General features: G+C 70.8%; 13 protein-coding genes. 10 read left to right on the top strand and 3 right to left on the bottom strand.

Features of this window, described 5'->3' with window-relative positions:
• Positions 1 to 94 precede the first annotated feature (94 nt).
• The 3 genes from NBY69_RS01385 (at position 95) to NBY69_RS01375 (ending at position 4,007) form a co-directional block, all read left to right on the top strand.
• Positions 95 to 1,633: an alpha/beta hydrolase gene (locus tag NBY69_RS01385; RefSeq protein WP_250297724.1), complete on the top strand. Its 1,539-nt coding sequence runs from the start codon at positions 95 to 97 to the stop codon at positions 1,631 to 1,633.
• 646 nt (positions 1,634 to 2,279) lie between these two features.
• Positions 2,280 to 3,086 (top strand): SDR family oxidoreductase, encoded by an 807-nt coding sequence (locus NBY69_RS01380; protein WP_250297723.1) that lies wholly within the window; start codon positions 2,280 to 2,282, stop codon positions 3,084 to 3,086.
• A gap of 36 nt (positions 3,087 to 3,122) precedes the next feature.
• Entirely contained in the window at positions 3,123 to 4,007 is an 885-nt protein-coding gene (locus NBY69_RS01375; protein ID WP_250298008.1) for a helix-turn-helix transcriptional regulator, read from the top strand.
• Positions 4,008 to 4,128: 121 nt separating this feature from the next.
• Here the strand turns inward: NBY69_RS01375 and NBY69_RS01370 are convergent, their stop codons facing one another.
• Positions 4,129 to 6,045, bottom strand: a complete 1,917-nt coding sequence (locus tag NBY69_RS01370; RefSeq protein WP_250297722.1) for an ABC transporter ATP-binding protein — start codon at positions 6,043 to 6,045, stop codon at positions 4,129 to 4,131.
• Entirely contained in the window at positions 6,042 to 7,892 is a 1,851-nt protein-coding gene (locus tag NBY69_RS01365) for an ABC transporter ATP-binding protein (protein ID WP_250297721.1), read from the bottom strand. Before NBY69_RS01365 ends, NBY69_RS01370 begins: the two co-directional genes overlap by 4 nt.
• Before the next feature lie 173 nt (positions 7,893 to 8,065).
• Here NBY69_RS01365 and NBY69_RS01360 point away from each other — a divergent pair, with 173 nt between their 5' ends.
• From NBY69_RS01360 to NBY69_RS01345, 4 genes are all read left to right on the top strand, one after another.
• The gene (locus NBY69_RS01360) at positions 8,066 to 8,968 is read left to right on the top strand and encodes an ABC transporter ATP-binding protein (protein WP_250297720.1); all 903 of its coding nucleotides are present in this window, start codon (positions 8,066 to 8,068) and stop codon (positions 8,966 to 8,968) included.
• Positions 8,965 to 9,750, top strand: coding sequence for an ABC transporter permease (locus tag NBY69_RS01355; protein WP_250297719.1), 786 nt, complete (start codon positions 8,965 to 8,967; stop codon positions 9,748 to 9,750). The genes NBY69_RS01360 and NBY69_RS01355 overlap by 4 nt, the downstream gene beginning before the upstream one ends.
• Before the next feature lie 137 nt (positions 9,751 to 9,887).
• Positions 9,888 to 11,240 (top strand): sensor histidine kinase, encoded by a 1,353-nt coding sequence (locus NBY69_RS01350; RefSeq protein ID WP_250297718.1) that lies wholly within the window; start codon positions 9,888 to 9,890, stop codon positions 11,238 to 11,240.
• Complete coding sequence (locus NBY69_RS01345) at positions 11,230 to 11,871, top strand: response regulator transcription factor (protein ID WP_250297717.1); 642 nt, start codon at positions 11,230 to 11,232, stop codon at positions 11,869 to 11,871. Before NBY69_RS01350 ends, NBY69_RS01345 begins: the two co-directional genes overlap by 11 nt.
• Positions 11,872 to 11,879: 8 nt before the next feature.
• Here the strand turns inward: NBY69_RS01345 and glgX are convergent, their stop codons facing one another.
• On the bottom strand, positions 11,880 to 14,168 hold the full coding sequence (gene glgX / locus NBY69_RS01340; RefSeq protein WP_250297716.1) for a glycogen debranching protein GlgX: 2,289 nt from the start codon (positions 14,166 to 14,168) through the stop codon (positions 11,880 to 11,882).
• Between the two features lie 188 nt (positions 14,169 to 14,356).
• Here glgX and NBY69_RS01335 point away from each other — a divergent pair, with 188 nt between their 5' ends.
• The 3 genes from NBY69_RS01335 (at position 14,357) to NBY69_RS01325 (ending at position 17,839) form a co-directional block, all read left to right on the top strand.
• Positions 14,357 to 15,529 carry an Ig-like domain-containing protein gene (locus NBY69_RS01335; RefSeq protein ID WP_250297715.1) on the top strand — a complete coding sequence of 391 codons (1,173 nt, stop codon included), beginning with the start codon at positions 14,357 to 14,359 and terminating at the stop codon, positions 15,527 to 15,529.
• Positions 15,530 to 15,710: 181 nt separating this feature from the next.
• Positions 15,711 to 16,970: an Ig-like domain-containing protein gene (locus NBY69_RS01330; RefSeq protein WP_250297714.1), complete on the top strand. Its 1,260-nt coding sequence runs from the start codon at positions 15,711 to 15,713 to the stop codon at positions 16,968 to 16,970.
• A 101-nt stretch (positions 16,971 to 17,071) separates the two neighbouring features.
• The gene (locus NBY69_RS01325) at positions 17,072 to 17,839 is read left to right on the top strand and encodes an enoyl-CoA hydratase/isomerase family protein (RefSeq protein ID WP_250297713.1); all 768 of its coding nucleotides are present in this window, start codon (positions 17,072 to 17,074) and stop codon (positions 17,837 to 17,839) included.
• The last annotated feature ends 53 nt before the right edge of the window (positions 17,840 to 17,892 follow it).

The raw sequence follows: 17,892 nt of genomic DNA, 5'->3' as shown, positions 1-17,892 counted from the left end.
ATCCGCCGCCCCTGAGCGGTGGATCCGCCCCCCCCGCACGCACCCGAGGGCGGAAGGGCCGACCGGCCACCTCTGCCCGGCAAGGACGAACACGATGACGCGCAACAGACGAACGGCATCTCTTCTGGCCGCCGGAGCCGCGGTGACTCTCGTTTCCGCACTGACGCCCGCGACGGCCTTCGCCGCACCCCGGGCATCCGTGGCCACGGCCTCGCCGCGCCCGTACACACAGCAGAAACTCCGGTGGCAGCGCTGCGACGCGCAGAGCCCCACCACGTTTCGGTGCGCGACCGTCAAGGTGCCGCTGGACTACGGCGATCCCGGCGGCAAACAGATCGACATCGCGATATCCCGGCTGAAGGCGAGCAGCGCGAAGGAACGCCGCGGTGTTCTGCTGCTCAACCCCGGCGGCCCCGGCGGGCCGGGCCTGGACCTGCCCGTCGCACCGGAGCTGAACCTCCCCGGGGCGGTGAAGAGGCAGTACGACCTCATCGGGTTCGACCCGAGAGGTGTCGGGCAGAGTTCTCCCCTCGGCTGCGGACTGACCGCTGACGAGGAGAACGACGAACGCCCGTACAAGGCCGGTACGTTCACGAAGGACGTGGCGTGGGCCCGTACGGTGGCCGACAAGTGCCGGGCCGCGGCGGGTGACGAGCTGCCGCACCTCACCACCCGCAACACCGCCCGCGACATGGACGTCGTCCGCGCCGTGCTGGGGGAGAAGAAGATCTCCTACCTGGGCTACTCGTACGGCACCTACCTCGGAGCCGTCTACGCGCAGATGTTCCCCCGGCGGACCGACCGGTTCGTGCTGGACAGCCCGGCCGATCCCGCACAGATCTGGCGGGCCACGTTCCAGGAGATGGCGAAGGGGGCCGAGGCGGCCTTCACGCGATGGACCGAGTGGACCGCCCAGCGGCACACCACGTACCACCTGGGTGACACCCCCGCCCAGGTCCGCGAGAGCTTCTGGGACCTGATCGGCCGGGCCGACCGCGAGCCGGTCGACTCCGGCGGGACGCTCCTCACCGGGGACGGCATCCGCTCCGAACTGCGCCCCGTCTTCTTCCACGTCCGGGCCGCCGCCGAACGGGTCGCCGAGCTGAAGAAGGCGGCCGGGGGCGAGCAGCCGGCCGCACCGCCCGGTACACCCGAGCAGGCGTCGGGCCCCGCCCCGGCAGCGTTCGGCCGTACCGTCCCCCCGGACAACGACGCCGCGATCGCCTGGGCCGTCGTCTGCGCCGACACCCGCACCTCGTGGCCGAGCGACCCCGAGCAGTACCGCCGCGACGCGATCCGCGACAAGGCCCGGTACCCGCTGTACGGCGACATCGCCTCCACCATCAAGCCGTGCGCCTTCTGGAAACAGGGCAGCGAGCCGGGGACGACGGTGAACAACGACGTCAGCGCACTGATCCTGCAGAACGAGTGGGACCCCCAGACTCCCCTGCCCGGCGCCCGGGGCCTGCACCGGGCCCTGCACGGCTCCCGGATGGTCACTGTCGCCGGAGGGGAGGGGCACGGCGTCTACGGCCTGGCCGACTCCTGCGCGGACCGGAGCGCCACGGCCTATCTGACCACCGGCAGCCTCCCGGCCGAGGACCTGACCTGCCGGGCGCCGGGCGACACCTGAGGCCGCGCTCACCCCACCGCTGTAGGTTCCACCTTCTCGTGCGCGCTGACTCCAGCGGAGATACCGGATTCCGCGCGAAGTGAGCACTGCGGGTGCCGGTCCTCCATGCGCAGTAGGCGCCCAGCTGGGCAGGCCGCCTGTCACAGTCAGTGACGACTTCTCGCGGGCCGTAGCCTGCCTACCTGTCGAGATCGACTCCGAAACGCCGCGCCGAGACAGCGGCGCTCGGTCCGTCCGTCTCGTTCAAGACGAAAACCCCCTGGGCGCATATGACCAGTGGCGGTCGGCACCGGCGACTTCCCTGCGGCGAAACTGAGTTAAGGAAGAGCTGGGTGGACCGGCGGCCATCCCATGCCCGAATCCGCAACTCAGCCCCAACACGGCCTGCACGACCCCGAAACGATCAACCGGGAATCAAGCCGGTGGATCCGGGGTGAGTCAGCGCACCAGGCAAGGGGGGCTCTCCCAGTACCTGTATCACCAGGGTCTCCCAGCCGTCCCGAACGCCTGTCAACCTGGTTGAGTCGAAAGCGCCGACAACGCTCCATGGACGCGCACTGCGGCTTTACCCCATCAGTTCAATTCAGCTGCCCCGAATGCGCGACCGTGTCGGCGCATTCTTCCACGGCAGAAGGGACGGAGACCAATGGCGGACAACCAATTCACCACTCACACAGAACTTTTCGATCTGAGTGGGAAGTACGCCCTCGTCACTGGCGGCACCAGGGGAATTGGGATGATGGTGGCGCGCGGCCTTCTCCAGGCGGGCGCCCGCGTCGTCATCAGCTCACGCAAGGCAGACGCGTGCGCGGAGGCACAGCGTCTACTGTCCGAATTCGGCGACGTTCAAGCAGTCCCCGCCGACCTGTCCAGGCACGACGAGTGCCAGCGCCTCGCTGATCTTGTCAAGGCCGACTCGGAACGCCTGGACATCCTTGTCAACAACGCGGGAGCGATGTGGCGCGAGCCGCTGGCGACGTTCCCGGACGAGGCCTGGGACACAGTGATCGACCTCAACCTCAAGTCGCCGTTCTGGCTGGTGCAGGCGCTGCTCCCCGCACTTCGCAGGGCAGGCACCGCCGATGATCCCGCGCGGATCATCAACATCGGCAGTATCGCCGCCATCCACGTCGCCCAGTCGCCCAACTACTCGTACGCCAGCAGCAAAGCGGCACTCCATCAACTCACCAGAGTGCTGGCCAGAGAGCTGGGCCCACAGCACGTCACGGTGAACGCGGTAGCACCGGGAGTGTTCCCGTCGCGGATGATGGCGTCCACGCTCGATGCCATCGGCGACACGATCGCGGCGGCGGCCCCTCTGCGCCGGCTCGGCCGCGACGACGACATGGCGGGTATCGCCGTGTTTCTCGCCAGCCGGGCCGGGTCCTACCTCACGGGCACCATCATCCCGGTGGACGGCGGCATCGCGACGACCGCATCGGGTACCCCTTAGGCTGCGGGACGGGCTTACGGTGAGGGGATGGCCACGATGGATCCACGCACCGAGATACGGGAGTTTCTCAGCTCGCGTCGCGCCCGCATCGCACCGGAGCAGGCGGGCCTGCCCGCTTACGGCGGCAACCGTCGGGTCAAAGGTCTGCGCCGCGAGGAGGTAGCGCTACTGGCGGGGGTATCCGTCGACTACTACGTGCGCATGGAGCGCGGCAGCCTCGCCGGTGCCTCCGATGGCGTGCTCGACGCGTTGGCCTCTGCCTTGCAACTCGACGAGGCCGAGCGCGACCACCTGTTCCACCTCGCGCGCCAATCCAGGGCGCCCGGTGGCCCACGCCGGCGTAGGCCTGCCGTGACGGTGCGCTCGACCCTGCAGCAGGTGCTCGGCGCGATCTCCGATGCGCCGGCCTGGATCGGTAACGGCCGTTATGACGTGCTCGCCATGAACCAACTCGCTCGCGCGCTGTATTCACCGGTGCTGGCCGACCCGCGACGGCCCGCGAACACAGCGCGGTTCGTCTATCTGAGCCCCGAGGCGGCCGGAGATTTCTTTGTCGACCACGACCAAATTGCCGGTGACGTGGCCGCGAAGCTACGCATGGAAGCCGGCCGCAATCCGCACGACGAGGAGCTGATCGCCCTGGTCGGCGAACTGTCAACGTGCAGTGAGCTATTTCGGCAGCGGTGGGCATCCCAGGACGTGCGGCTGCACCGGTCCGGCCGCAAGCGTGTGCGCCATCCGATCGTGGGCCGGCTCGATTTGGACGTCGAGTCCCTGGAACTGCCCGCCGAACCCGGCCTGCGCCTCAACGTCTACACCGCACCCGCGGGCACACCGACCGCTGACAATTTGGCGCTCCTGGCGTCGTGGGCGGCCACCCAACAGACGCTGGCGACCGAGCTCGAAGCACACAACGGATAGTCCAACCCCTTCAGCCGTTGGTTACCGTGCGGAGTCAGTGCGCACAGCTCCTTGGGATTGCGCATTCAGTGCGCATTTCACGGGTCCAGTGCGCACCGAATCGCGGAACCTACAACCGCGCTCACCCCACCAGGCTCTCCCGCCACGCCCGGTGCAGACCCGCGAACCGCCCCGTCCCCGCGATGAGTTCGTCCGGGGTCCCGTCCTCGACGATCCTGCCGTTCTCCATCACCAGGACCCGGTCCGCGATCTCCACGGTGGAGAGCCGGTGGGCGATGACCACCGCCGTACGGCCGCGCAGCACCGTGTCCATCGCGCGCTGCACCGCCCGTTCGCCCGGGATGTCGAGCGAACTCGTCGCCTCGTCGAGGATCAGCACCGCGGGGTCGGCGAGCAACGCGCGGGCGAAGGACACCAACTGGCGCTGGCCCGCGGAGATCCGGCCGCCACGCTTGCGTACGTCCGTGTCGTACCCCTCCGGCAGCGAGGCGATGAAGTCGTGCGCGCCGATGGCCTTCGCGGCCCGTTCGATGTCCTCGGGCGTCGCCCCGGGGCTGCCGATGGCGATGTTCTCGGCGATCGTGCCGGAGAAGAGGAACGCCTCCTGCGTCACCATGACGACGCCGCGCCGCAGTTCGGGCACGTCCAGATCGGCGAGATCGACCCCGTCCAGGCGGACCCGGCCGTCGGTCGGATCGTAGAAACGGGCCAGGAGTTTGGCGAGCGTCGACTTGCCCGCGCCCGTCGAGCCGACGACCGCGACCGTCTGGCCCGCCGGGATGGTGAGGTCGAAGCGGGGCAGTACCTCGCCGCCGGTGCGGTAGGCGAAGCGGACGCCGTCGAAGACGACCTCGCGGCCCGGGTGTCCGGAGGTGAGCGCGGGCAGCGGCCGGGAGGTCCGGGGCGCGGGGACGGTCGGCTCCTGGGCCAGCAGGCCCGCGATCTTCTCCAGTGAGGCCGCCGCCGACTGGTAGGAGTTGAGGAACATGCCGAGCCGGTCGATCGGGTCGTACAGCCTGCGCAGGTACAGCACGGACGCGGCCAGCACACCGAGGGCGAGTCCCCCTTCGGTGACCCGGTAGGCGCCCCACAGGACGATGCCCGCCACGGCGGTGTTGGCGATCAGCCGGGAGCCGGCCACATAGCGGGCCATCTCCAGCAGCGCATCGCCGTTGACCCGCTCGTGGCGCCGGTTGAGCTCGTCGAACTCCGCGTCGTTGGCCCGCTCGCGGCGGAACGCCTGCACCGGGCGGATGCCGTTCATGGTCTCCGCGAACTTCACGATGACGGCGGCCACCGCGGTCGAGCGCTGAGCGAAGACCACCGAGACCCGGCGCCGGTAGAGACGGATCAGTAGATACAGCGGTACGAAGGAGAGCACCGCGACCGCGCCGAGCTGCCAGTCCAGGAAGAGCAGCATCACGCAGATGTAGACCACCGAGAGGACCACCCCGATGAGCTCCTGGAGGCCGTCGCTGAGCAGTTCGCGCAGCGACTCGACATCGGTGGTGGAGCGGGCGATCAGACGCCCCGAGGTGTAGCGCTCGTGGAAGTCGACGCTCAGCGCCTGGGCGTGCCGGAAGATCCGCCCGCGGAGATCGAGGAGAGCGCCCTGGTTGACGTGCGCGGACGTCAGCACGAAGGCGTACTGCAGGGCCCCGGAGAGCAGCGCGCAGCCGAGGTAGCCGACACCGACGGCGATCAGCGGGCCGTGGTCGTGGTCGCGGAAGGCGGGGACCGCGTGGTCGATGGCGTACGCGACGAGCAGCGGGCCCGCCTGGATCGCGGCCTGTTGGACGAGCATCAGCAGCGCGGAGACCACCGCGAGCGTCCGGTGCGGTGCGAGGAGCGAGCGCAGTAGGGCCCCGGTCGCGCCGGGCGGGGTGGGCAGCGCGTCCTTGTCGTACGGGTCGTCACCGGCCTTCTGCGGCGCGGCGCCGGCTCCCGGTGATTCCGGCGCGCCCGGCGCCGTTCCCGCGTCCGCGTCCGGATCAGCGCCGGGCTCCGCGGCCCGTCGGCCGTCGACGTTGGTGGTCATCGGGTCTCGTCCCCTTCGGCGCCCGACATCAGCCAGGCGTACTCGGCGTTGCTGCGCAGGAGTTCGTGGTGGGTGCCGACGGCCGCGATCCGCCCTTCGGACAGCAGCGCGACCCGGTCGGCGAGCATCACGGTGGACGGCCGGTGCGCGATGACGAGCGCCGTCGTCTCCGCGAGCACCCGGCGCAGGGCCGCCTCGACGAGCGCCTCGGTGTGCACGTCCAGCGCGGACAGCGGATCGTCCAGCACCAGGAAGCGCGGCTGCCCGACGACCGCCCGTGCCAGGGCGAGCCGTTGGCGCTGCCCGCCGGAGAGGCTCAGGCCCTGCTCGCCGACCTGGGTGCGCGGGCCGTGCGGCAGGTCGTGCACGAAGTCGGCCCGAGCGGTGTCCAGGGCGTGCAGCAGCGCGTCCTCGTCCGCCTCCGCGTGGCCCATCCGGACGTTCTCACCGACGCTCGCGGAGAAGAGTGTCGGCTCCTCGAAGGCCACCGAGACCAGCTCCCGCAGCCGCTCCCGCGGCATGGCGGTGATGTCCCGGCCGTCGAGGGTGATGCGGCCCCCGGTGATCTCGTGCAGCCTCGGTACGAGCGAGGTGAGCGTGGTCTTGCCCGAGCCGGTGGAGCCGACGACGGCCAGGGTCTCCCCGGACCGGATGTGCAGATCGATCCGCTCCAGGACGGGCGGGGCGTCCGGGGCTGCGTCGGGGTACCGGAACTCGACGCCGTGGAAGCGCAGTCCGCTCCCGTCGCCCCCGGCCGTGGCGGCGGCACGGCCGTCCGGGGCGTACGTCGCCCGGTCCACCTCCTCGACCCGGTCCACCTCCTCGGCCCGGCCTGCCTCCTCGGCCACATCCGTCTCCTCGGCCACGTCGAGCACCTCGAAGTAGCGCTGGGTGGCCGTTGCCGCGTCCTGGCTGATCGCCAGCAGGAAGCCGATCGACTCCACCGGCCAGCGCAGCGCGAGCGCCGTGGAGAGGAACGCGACCAGGGTGCCCGCCGACAGGCCGCCGTCGGCGACCTGGACCGTTCCGACCACCAGGGCGGCTCCGATGGCCAGTTCGGGGATCGCGGTGATGAGCGTCCAGATGGCCGCCAGCAGACGTGCCTTGACCAGTTCCGTGGCACGCAGCCGCTGGGACAGCTCACGGAAGGCCAGGGCCTGGCTGCGGTGCCTGCCGAAGCCCTTGATGATGCGGATGCCCAGCACGCTCTCCTCGACGACCGTCGTCAGATCGCCGACCTGGTCCTGGGAGACCCGGGCGACCAGCGCGTACTTCGTCTCGAAGACCTTGCACATGATCATCAGCGGGATCGCCGGGGCCAGCAGCACCAGTCCCAGCGTCCACTGCTGCACCAGCAGAATGACGAACCCGACCACGATCGTCACCCCGTTGACCACCAGGAACGTCAGCGGAAAGGAGAGGAACATCCGCACCATCATCAGATCCGTCGTGCCGCGCGAGAGCAACTGCCCGGACGGCCACCGGTCGTGGAAGGCCACCGGGAGCCGCTGCAGATGACGGTAGAGATCGGCCCGCATCGACGCCTCGACCGAGGCGAGCGGCCGGGCGACCAGCCAGCGCCGGACGCCGAAGAGTACGGCCTCCGCGACTCCGAGCCCGAACAGCATCAGAGCGCCGAGCCAGACCCCGCGGGCGTCCCGGCCGGCGACCGGCCCGTCGACGATCCACTTCAGTACGAGCGGGAACACCAGCCCCAGGCACGAGGCGACGATCGCGATGCACGCCGCCCCGGCCAGCTGTCTTCGCACCGGCCGTACGTACGGCCGGAGCCGCAGGAGTGACCGTACGCCGGACTGGGGACGGGGCGTTGCATGTGGTTCGGACATCAGTGGCGAGACTACGGTTCGCCACTGACAGTGCCCACCGAGTTTCGCGGCGTTCCCGGCCGCTCACGCGGAAGGCCGCCACGGGTCGTAGGCCGGTATCAACCGATCGGCTGATGCCGGTTCGAGCGTGATGGCGGATGCCGCGGGACGCCGGTTCCGGCGAACCTCTGAACATGGCAATCATCGAAGTGAACGGACTGCGGAAGGCCTACGGCGCCCAACCCGCCGTGGACGGGGTGTCCTTCGCCGTCGAGGTGGGGGAGATCTTCGGGATCCTGGGACCGAACGGCGCGGGCAAGACCACGACGGTGGAGTGCGTCGTGGGGCTGAGGGTGCCCGACGCGGGCGCCGTCCGGGTGGCCGGATTCGATCCGGTCGCCGACCACGACCGGGTGACGAAGATCCTCGGCGCCCAGCTCCAGGAGAGCGAACTCCAGCCGAAGATCACCGTGCGTGAGGCACTGGAGCTCTACTCCTCCTTCTACGCGCACCCCGCCGACTGGCGCCCGCTCGCCGAGCGCCTCGGCCTCGAAGCCAAGCTCGACGACCGTTTCGCCAAGCTCTCCGGCGGTCAGAAGCAGCGGCTGTCCATCGCACTCGCCCTGATCGGCAACCCCCGGGTGGTCGTGCTCGACGAGCTGACGACCGGACTCGACCCGCGCGCCCGCCGGGACACCTGGAAGCTGATCGAGGACGTACGCGACAGCGGGGTGACCGTTCTGCTCGTCACCCACTTCATGGAGGAGGCCCAGCGCCTCTGCGACCGGATCGCCGTGATCGACAAGGGCCGGGTCGTCGCTCTCGACACCCCGGCCGGGCTGATCCGCCGCTCGTCCAGCTCGACGGTCATGACCTTCACCCCGTCGTCCCCGCTCGACGTACGGGAACTGGAAGGTCTGCCCGGCGCCACGGCCGTGCAGGAGCGGGACGGCGGGCTCGTCATCGACGGTACCGACGAGACCGTCAACGCCGTCATCACCCTGCTCGCCAGGAACCGCATCACCGCCCACCAACTCCGCGTCACCGACGCCACGCTGGACGACGCGTTCCTCGACCTCACGGAGGCCGCAGCATGAGCACCACGACCGCGAACCCGCCCGCGACGGTGACCCGGCGGGCCGGGGCCTCCGCCACCGTGCTGCGGACCGAGGCCCGGCTCTTCCGCCGGGAGCCCGCCACCCTGTTCTGGGTCATGGTGTTTCCCACACTGCTGCTGGTGATCCTCGGCTCCATCCCCTCGTTCCGGGAACCCACCGACGCGCTCGGCGGCGGACGGCTGGTCGACGCGTACGTCCCCGTCACCGTGCTGCTCGCCATGATCCTGGCCGGCCTCCAGGCCATGCCCCCGGTGATCACCGGCTACCGGGAGCGCGGCATCCTGCGCCGGATGTCCACCACCCCGGTCCGCCCCCACGCGCTGCTCGCGGCCCAGATGGGACTGCACGGTGCTGCCGGGCTGATCTCCACCCTGCTGTCGCTCGCGGTCGGCCGGATCGCCTTCGACGTGCCGCTGCCGCGCCAGGCCTTCGGATACGTTCTCGCGCTGCTGCTCGCGATCCTCACCGCGCTGGCGCTGGGCGCGCTGGTCTCCGCGCTGTCGCGCAACTCCAAGGCCGCCAACGCGATCGGCTCGGCGGTCTTCTTCCCGATGATGTTCTGCGCGGGCGTCTGGCTGCCGGTCCAGACCATGCCGGACACCCTCGCCCACATCGTCGAACTCACCCCCTTCGGCGCCGCCTCCCAGGCGCTCAGCCAGGCGGCCACGGGCAACTGGCCCGGCTGGACCCACCTGGGTGTGCTCGCCCTGTGGGCCGTCCTGCTGTCGGCCGGGGCCAACCGCTGGTTCCGCTGGGAGTGACCACAGGAGCGGACGCGGCAGCGGGAAAAGGAGCGGGAAGGAGAGCAGGAACGAGAGCGGGAACGAGAGCGGGAAGGGGAACGGGGATGGCCGCACGAGCGGGCACCGAGCCGGACCGGACCGGGCAGACTGGTCGGATGACCGTCATCCCGGCCGATCCGACCGGCTCCACCGCCCCGGCCGTATCCGCTCACCCGGACCGTGCGCGCGTCAGGGAGGCAGCCGTCCGGGCGGCGGCAGCCTCCTCGCTGGTCGAGCAGCGCTGGGCGACGTTGCAGCGCTGGGGCCCGTACGGTCTCCTCGCGTTCTCCACCGTGGTCGGCTCGGCGACCATCGGCGCGCTGGGGACGACCACCGGCGAGCTGTACGTCGCCGGAACCCTGATCGTCGCCGCTGTCCTCCTCCAGCTCTGGTGGGGACGGGCCCTGCCCAGCCGCCAGGGCCCCGGGACGCTCGGCGCCCTCTACTACTTCCTGCGCTGGGCGATCGCCTTCGTGCTCACCTGGATCAACCCCTTCTTCGCCTTCTACGCGTCCACCGGCTACATCGGCGCGGAGCGCGTGCTGCCCCGCAGACTGCTGCGGGCCGGTCTGTTCGCCTCCGCCGTCACGATCGCCGGATCCCAGTCCGGTGGGCTGCCGCCCCGCGGTTCCGTCGGCTGGGTCATCTTCGGGGTGGTACTCGGGATCAACCTCACCCTGCTCACCGTCTTCGGCCGCGTCGCCTCCCGGGAGGAGGAGCTGGCGCGGGCCCAGGTCGTCACCATCGGTGAACTGGAGCGGACCAACATCCGGCTCCAGCAGGCCCTCGACGAGAACACCGCCCTGCACGCCCAACTCCTCGTCCAGGCACGGGAAGCGGGCGTCGCCGACGAGCGGCGCCGGCTCGCCGCCGAGATCCACGACACCCTGGCGCAGGGGCTGACGGGCATCATCACCCAGCTCCAGGTGGTCACCATGACCGGCGGCACCCCGGAGACCGCCCGGGAACACCTGGCCCGCGCCCAGCAACTGGCCCGCCACAGCCTGGGCGAGGCCCGTCGCTCCGTGCAGAACCTCAGCCCGGTCGCGCTGGCCGACGACTCGCTGCCCGAAGCACTGGAGAAGCTGGTCGGGGAGTGGTCCCGGTCGACGGGCGTACGGGCCGAGTTCACCGTCACCGGCACCGTCGAGCCGCTGCACGACGAGGTCGAGGCCACCCTGCTCCGCATCGCCCAGGAGGCGCTCACCAACACCGCACGGCATTCCGGGGCCGCCCGGGTCGGGGTGACCCTCTCGTACATGGACGACGAGATGGCGCTGGACGTACGCGACGACGGCCGGGGCTTCGACCCGCTCGCCCTTCCGCCGCGCTCCACCGGCGGGGGCTTCGGACTCGGCGGGATGTGCGCCCGCGCCGAGCGGATCGCGGGCACGGTGACGGTCGAGTCCGAACCGGGACACGGGACCGCGGTCTCCGCTCGCGTACCTTTGGTCCGCGATGAGATCTGACGTCATCACCCTGCTGATAGTCGACGACCACCCCGTCGTCCGGGACGGCCTGCGCGGCATGTTCACCGGCACCCCCGGCTTCGAGGTCCTCGGGGAGGCGGCCGACGGTGTCGCCGGGGTCGAACTGGCCGGACTCCTCGACCCGGACGTGGTCCTGATGGACCTGCGGATGCCCGGCGGCAACGGTGTGGACGCCATCGCCGAGCTGACCCGCCGGGGGAGCCGCGCCAAGGTGCTGGTGCTGACCACGTACGACACGGACTCCGACACCCTCCCGGCCATCGAGGCGGGCGCCACCGGCTACCTGCTCAAGGACGCCCCGCGCGACGAACTCTTCACCGCGGTACGGGCGGCGGCCGACGGCCGCACGGTCCTCTCCCCGGCGGTCGCCTCCCGGCTGGTCTCCCGGGTCCGCGCCCCCGTCCCGCCGGGCCGCGACGCGCTGAGCGCCCGTGAGCGCGAGGTCCTGGTGCTGGTGGCCAGGGGTACGTCCAACCGGGAGATCGCCCGTGAGCTGTTCATCAGCGAGGCCACGGTCAAGACCCATCTCACCCACATCTACGGCAAGTTGGAAGTGAAGGACCGGGCAGCCGCGGTCGCGGTGGCGTACGACCGCAAGATCCTCGGCTGAGCTCCGCGTCACATCCGCACCTTCAGCAGCAGCACCGACCGCGCGGGCACGGTGACCGCCGTGCCGCCCCGGTGCAGGGTGCCCGGCGCCGCGCCCTGGTCCTCCCGTGAGGTGTCGACGAGCAGTTCGTACCCGTCCGCCCACGGCGCCCCGGGAAGCAGGAAGCTCACCGGCCGCGCCCCCGAGTGGAGCACCGTCAGGAAGCTGTCGTCGGTCACCGCCGCGCCCCGGGCGTCCCGGCCGGGGATGTCGCGTCCCGAGAGGTAGACACCGAGCGTGGCGGCCGGTGCGTACCAGTCCTGCTCCGTCATCTCGCTGCCGTGCGGGGTGAACCACGCCAGATCCCGCAGCCCGTCGGTCGCCTGTGCCCGCCCGGAGAAGAAGGCGCGGCGGCGCAGCACCGGGTGGGCGTGGCGCAGCGCGAGCAGCCGGGAGGTGAGACCGAGCAGCATCCGCGGCCCCGGCTCGTCCAGGAGCGACCAGTCGATCCAGCTCACCTCGTTGTCCTGGCAGTACGCGTTGTTGTTGCCGCCCTGGGTCCGCCCCATCTCGTCGCCCGCGACCAGCATCGGCACCCCGGTCGACACCAGCAGCGTCGTCAGCAGGGAGCGCAGCTGGCGCCGGCGCAGCGCGTTGACGTCCGGGTCGTCCGTCTCGCCCTCGGCCCCGCAGTTCCACGACCGGTTGTCGTCGGTGCCGTCCCGGTTGTCCTCGCCGTTGTCCTCGTTGTGCTTGTGCCCGTAACTGACCAGGTCGCGCAGGGTCAGCCCGTCGTGCGCGGTGATGAAGTTGACGGAGGCCTGCGGGCGGCGCCCGCCCCAGGCGTACAGGTCGCTCGAACCGGAGAGCCGGTACCCCAGATCGCGTACGTCCGGCAGCGCACCCCGCCAGAAGTCCCGCACGGCGTCCCGGTAGCGGTCGTTCCACTCCGTCCACAGCGGCGGGAAGGAGCCGACCTGGTAGCCGCCGTTGCCCACGTCCCACGGCTCGGCGATCAGCTTCACCCGCCGCAGCACCGGGTCCTGGGCGATGACCGCGAGAAAGGGGGAGAGCATGTCGACGTCGTGGAACGACCGGGCCAGCGCGGCGGCCAGGTCGAAGCGGAACCCGTCGACGCCCATCTCGGTGACCCAGTAGCGGAGCGAGTCGGTGATCAGCCGCAGTACGTGCGGCTGCACCACGTGCAGGGTGTTGCCGCAGCCCGTGTAATCCGCGTACCTGCGGGGATCGCCCTGCAGCCGGTAGTAGCCGCGGTTGTCGACACCGCGCAGCGACAGCGTCGGGCCCAGCTCACCGGCCTCCGCCGTGTGGTTGTAGACGACGTCCAGGATGACCTCGATCCCGGCCGCGTGCAGCGCCTGCACCATCCGCTTGAACTCCCCGACCTGCTGGCCCCCGGTCCCGGACGCGGCATAGCCGGCGTGCGGGGCGAAGTAGCCGATGGAGTTGTACCCCCAGTAGTTCTTCAACCCGCGCCGCAGCAGATGGTCCTCGTGGGCGAACTGGTGCACCGGCAGCAGCTCGACCGCCGTCACGCCCAGCCGTACGAGATGCCCGATCGCCGCGGGATGCGCCAGCCCCGCGTAGGTGCCCCTCAGCTCCTCCGGGATCCCCGGATGGCGCCGGGTGAAGCCGCGCACATGGAGCTCGTAGATCACGGTGTCCGCCCACGGCGTCTTGGGCCGGAGGTCGTCCGCCCACTCGTCGCCGGGGGTGTCGTCGTGGACGACGACACCCTTCGGTACGTACGGCGCCGAGTCCCGCTCGTCGCGCACGGTGTCCGCGATCTCCTGCTGCGGCCAGTCGCGTACGTGCCCGTACACCTCGGGCGGCAGCGTGAAGTCCCCGTCCACGGCGCGCGCGTACGGATCGAGGAGCAGCTTCGAGGCGTTCCAGCGGGCGCCCGTCCAGGGGTCCCAGCGCCCGTGGACGCGGTAGCCGTACCGCTGACCGGGGCGCACCCCGGGCAGGAAGCCGTGCCAGATCTCATGGGTCAGCTCGGTCAGTTCGCAGCGGGCCTCGTGGCCCTCCCCGTCGAAGAGGCACAGCTCCACGGCCTCGGCGCCGCCCGCCCAGAGGGCGAAGTTGGTGCCCGCGACCCCGTCCGGTCCCACCCGGTAGCGCGCCCCCAGCGGCATGGGCGCCCCCGGCCACACGGTCAGCGGTGGTGCGGCGTCCTCCTCCTGCTCGCTGTGCTGCTCGCTCCCGTGCCCGTTCGGCAGGTGAGGGCTCTCCCGCTCGGGCACCGCTCCCGGCACGGCTTCCCGTACGGTCTCCTGCTCGGCTGCGCTCGACACCTGTCGGCCTCCCGCGGCTCATCAGGACCGGCGCCACGAGGGCGCACGGCGTCCCGGCCGTTGCTTCCCTCGCGTGGTCCTCCTCGTTGTTCTGCCCGCAACAACCGTCGATGTCACGTTTCCCCCGCAGGGGGGTGGTCGTTGAGCGGGGCGTGAGAGAACTGACAAAGCGGACAGGTGCGGGCATCATGGCCGTGCTGACATGGGCGGGACTGATGGCCGGGCTGGCCGGATGCGGCGCCGGGGGCGACGGAACCAGTGGCAAAGCGGGGTCGTCCGAACAGGCGATCCGGGTGGTGCCCGACGACGGGGCGAAGGGCGTCGGGGCCGGTGAGAAGGTCGAGGTGCGGGTCGCGAGCGGCAGCAGGATCGAAGCGGTCAAGGTCGTGCGGATCGCGGACGGGCGGGAGGAGGCCGTACCGGGGAGCGTTTCGGGCGACGGGCTGAGCTGGAGACCGGACGGTCCGCTGGGTCCCGCCGCCACGTACAAGGTCGACGCGACCGCCTCGGACGGGCAGGGGCACCGGCTGGCCCGCCACACCACCTTCACCACGGCCGTGCCCAAGCACCGGTTCATCGGCTGGTTCACCCCGGAGAACCGGGCCACCGTCGGCACCGGAATGATCGTGTCGTTCCGCTTCAGCCGCCCCGTCGAGGACCGCCGGGCGATCGAGCAGGCGATCGACGTCACCGCCCTGCCCGCGGTGCCGGTCGCGGGCCACTGGTTCGGCAACAGCCGCCTCGACTTCCGCCCGAGCACGTACTGGAAGCCCGGCACCCAGGTCTCCGTCGGGCTGCGGCTGCGCGGGGTGCGGGCGGCGCCCGGGGTGTACGGGTTCCAGCAGAAGACCGTGGGCTTCACGGTGGGCCGCTCCCAGACGTCCGTGGTGGACGCGGCGGCGCACACCCTCACCGTGCACCGCGACGGGGCGCCGGTCACCACCCTGCCGGTCAGCGCGGGCGCCGACGCCCACCCGACGTACAACGGCAGGATGGTCGTCATGGAGAAGTTCGCCGTGACCCGGATGAACGGGCGGACGGTCGGCTTCGGCGGTGAGTACGACATCCCGGACGTCCCGCACGCCATGCGCCTCTCCGACTCGGGCACCTTCGTGCACGGCAACTACTGGGCCCCGGCCCGCACGTTCGGGGCGGTCAACACCAGCCACGGCTGCGTCGGCCTGCGGGACGCACGCGGTGGCAGCGCACGCTCCCCGGCGGGGCAGTTCTTCGACGGGTCGCTCATCGGCGACGTGATCGAGGTGGTCAACTCGCACGACGGCCAGGTCGCCCCGGACAACGGACTCAGCGGCTGGAACCTCAACTGGACCCGGTGGAAGGCCGGGTCCGCGCTCGGCTGACGCTTCTGCCCCGCCACCCGTATGACCTGCACCGCCGCCGCCCGGTTGGGACGGAACGGTGACATTACGGGGGAGCCCCGTGCGCCAGGGATGTGATTATTCTTTAGCGGACGCGCGGAACCAGCGCGTGGGGGTACGTGCTTCGGCGGGGCCGGGCCGTGCGCGAGGGGAGACCACCATCTTGAACGGGCTACCGATATCCGGCAGATCGACCGGGAGACGGCCGTCGCGCCGTGGGCGGCGTGGCGGGCCCGGCCTGCTGGCCCTGTTGCTGGGGGCGATGCTGCTGCTGGTCACGGCCTGCGGTGGCGGCTCGGACAGCGGCAGCGAGGGGAAGGCGAAACTGGGGTCCGGCAAGGCTGCCGACGACACCGCCGCCTCCCAGGCCGTCGTGACGGTCGCACCGAAGGACGGCGCGGACTCCGTGGCCACCAGCGGCGCGCTGAAGGTCACGGCGGACAACGGCAAGCTGACCTCCGTCGTCGTGAAGGACACCAAGGGCCACGAGGTCGGGGGCACCATCGCTGCGGGCGGCGCCAGTTGGGAGCCGCTCCAGCACCTGCCCGCCGCGACCCGGTTCAAGGTGCACGCGGTCGCCAAGGACGCCAAGGGGCGGGAGTCCGCGAAGGACACCTCGTTCACCACGCTCGTCCCGGAGAACACCTTCATCGGCCAGTACACGCCGGAGGACGGTGCGACGGTCGGCGTCGGTATGCCGGTCTCGATCCACTTCACCCGTGGCATCACCCACCCCGACGACGTGGCGAACGCGATCAAGGTGACGGCGGACCCCGCCGTACCGGTCGCGGGCCACTGGTTCGGCAACGACCGTCTCGACATCCGCCCCGAGAAGTACTGGGCGGCCGGGACCAAGGTGACCGTGAAGCTGACGCTCGACGGGGTCGAGGGCCGGCCCGGGGTGTACGGCAAGCAGACCAAGACCGTGCGGTTCACCATCGGACGCTCCATGGTCTCCACCGTGGACGCCGCGAAGCACACCATGAAGGTCGTCAAGGACGGCAAGCAGATCAGGAACATCCCGATCAGCGCGGGCGCCCCGGCGACCACCACGTACAACGGTCAGATGGTCATCAGCGAGAAGTACGCGGTGACCCGGATGAACGGTGCCACGGTCGGCTTCGGCGGTGAGTACGACATCAAGGACGTCCCGCACGCCATGCGCCTCTCCGACTCGGGCACCTTCGTGCACGGCAACTACTGGGCGGCGAACAGCATCTTCGGCGCGGCCAACACGAGCCACGGCTGCGTCGGCCTGCACGATGTGCGCGGGGGCTGGAGCAAGGAGACCCCGGCCGCCTGGTACTACAACCAGTCGATCGTCGGCGATGTCCTGATCGTCAAGAACTCGCACGACAAGACGATCCAGCCCGACAACGGCCTGAACGGCTGGAACCTCTCCTGGGCGGACTGGAAGAAGTAACCCCGGCTCGGAATGTGCCGCAGCTTGCGGGGTACGGCCCTGGTGCACTGTGACCAAGTGCACCAGGGCCGTACCCCGTTAACCAGCGCTAACCTGCTGCCATGACAGTCACCCTCGAAGTCTCCGAAGGCGTCGGCACCATCCGGCTGGACCGCCCGCCCATGAACGCCCTGGACGTCGCGATCCAGGACCGGCTGCGGGAACTCGCCGAAGAGGCGTCCCGGCGCGACGACGTACGCGCCGTGGTGCTCTACGGCGGCGAGAAGGTGTTCGCGGCCGGCGCGGACATCAAAGAGATGCAGGGCATGGACCACGCGGCGATGGTCGTACGCTCCCGGGCGCTCCAGGACTCCTTCACCGCCGTGGCCCGCATCCCCAAGCCGGTCGTCGCCGCGGTCACCGGCTACGCGCTCGGCGGCGGCTGCGAACTCGCGCTCTGCGCCGACTTCCGGGTGGCCGGGGAGAACGCCAAGCTCGGCCAGCCCGAGATCCTGCTCGGGCTGATCCCCGGCGCGGGCGGTACCCAGCGGCTGTCCCGGCTGATCGGCCCGTCCAAGGCCAAGGACCTGATCTTCACCGGCCGTCAGGTGAAGGCTCCGGAGGCTCTCGCCCTGGGGCTCGTCGACCGGGTCGTCCCGGCGGCCGAGGTGTACGAGCAGGCGTACGCCTGGGCGGCGCGGCTCGCCCAGGGGCCGGCCATCGCACTGCGCGCCGCCAAGGAGGCCGTCGACGCGGGCCTGGAGACCGACATCGACACCGGTCTCGCCATCGAACGCACCTGGTTCGCCGGTCTGTTCGCGACCGAGGACCGCGAAATCGGCATGCGCAGCTTCGTCGACGAGGGCCCCGGCAAGGCCAAGTTCCGCTGAGAGGTCACCGGTTGGGTGGATTGACGGGGACGGCGGGCGGCCTCTGACGCCGG

The sequence above is a fragment of the Streptomyces sp. A 4/2 genome (genome assembly GCF_940670765.1).
GTDB lineage: Bacteria > Actinomycetota > Actinomycetes > Streptomycetales > Streptomycetaceae > Streptomyces.
This window is presented reverse-complemented; position numbering and strand designations above follow the sequence as displayed.

Excerpts from the sequence above, each read along its gene's own strand:
- NBY69_RS01355 (WP_250297719.1), top strand. The coding sequence starts at position 8,965 with ATGAGCACCACGACCGCGAACCCGCCCGCGACGGTGACCCGGCGGGCC.
- NBY69_RS01365 (WP_250297721.1), bottom strand. The coding sequence starts at position 7,892 with ATGTCCGAACCACATGCAACGCCCCGTCCCCAGTCCGGCGTACGGTCA.
- NBY69_RS01360 (WP_250297720.1), top strand. The coding sequence starts at position 8,066 with ATGGCAATCATCGAAGTGAACGGACTGCGGAAGGCCTACGGCGCCCAA.
- NBY69_RS01345 (WP_250297717.1), top strand. The coding sequence starts at position 11,230 with ATGAGATCTGACGTCATCACCCTGCTGATAGTCGACGACCACCCCGTC.
- NBY69_RS01370 (WP_250297722.1), bottom strand. The coding sequence starts at position 6,045 with ATGACCACCAACGTCGACGGCCGACGGGCCGCGGAGCCCGGCGCTGAT.
- NBY69_RS01325 (WP_250297713.1), top strand. The coding sequence starts at position 17,072 with ATGACAGTCACCCTCGAAGTCTCCGAAGGCGTCGGCACCATCCGGCTG.
- NBY69_RS01335 (WP_250297715.1), top strand. The coding sequence starts at position 14,357 with ATGGCCGTGCTGACATGGGCGGGACTGATGGCCGGGCTGGCCGGATGC.
- NBY69_RS01385 (WP_250297724.1), top strand. The coding sequence starts at position 95 with ATGACGCGCAACAGACGAACGGCATCTCTTCTGGCCGCCGGAGCCGCG.
- NBY69_RS01380 (WP_250297723.1), top strand. The coding sequence starts at position 2,280 with ATGGCGGACAACCAATTCACCACTCACACAGAACTTTTCGATCTGAGT.
- NBY69_RS01375 (WP_250298008.1), top strand. The coding sequence starts at position 3,123 with ATGGATCCACGCACCGAGATACGGGAGTTTCTCAGCTCGCGTCGCGCC.
- NBY69_RS01350 (WP_250297718.1), top strand. The coding sequence starts at position 9,888 with ATGACCGTCATCCCGGCCGATCCGACCGGCTCCACCGCCCCGGCCGTA.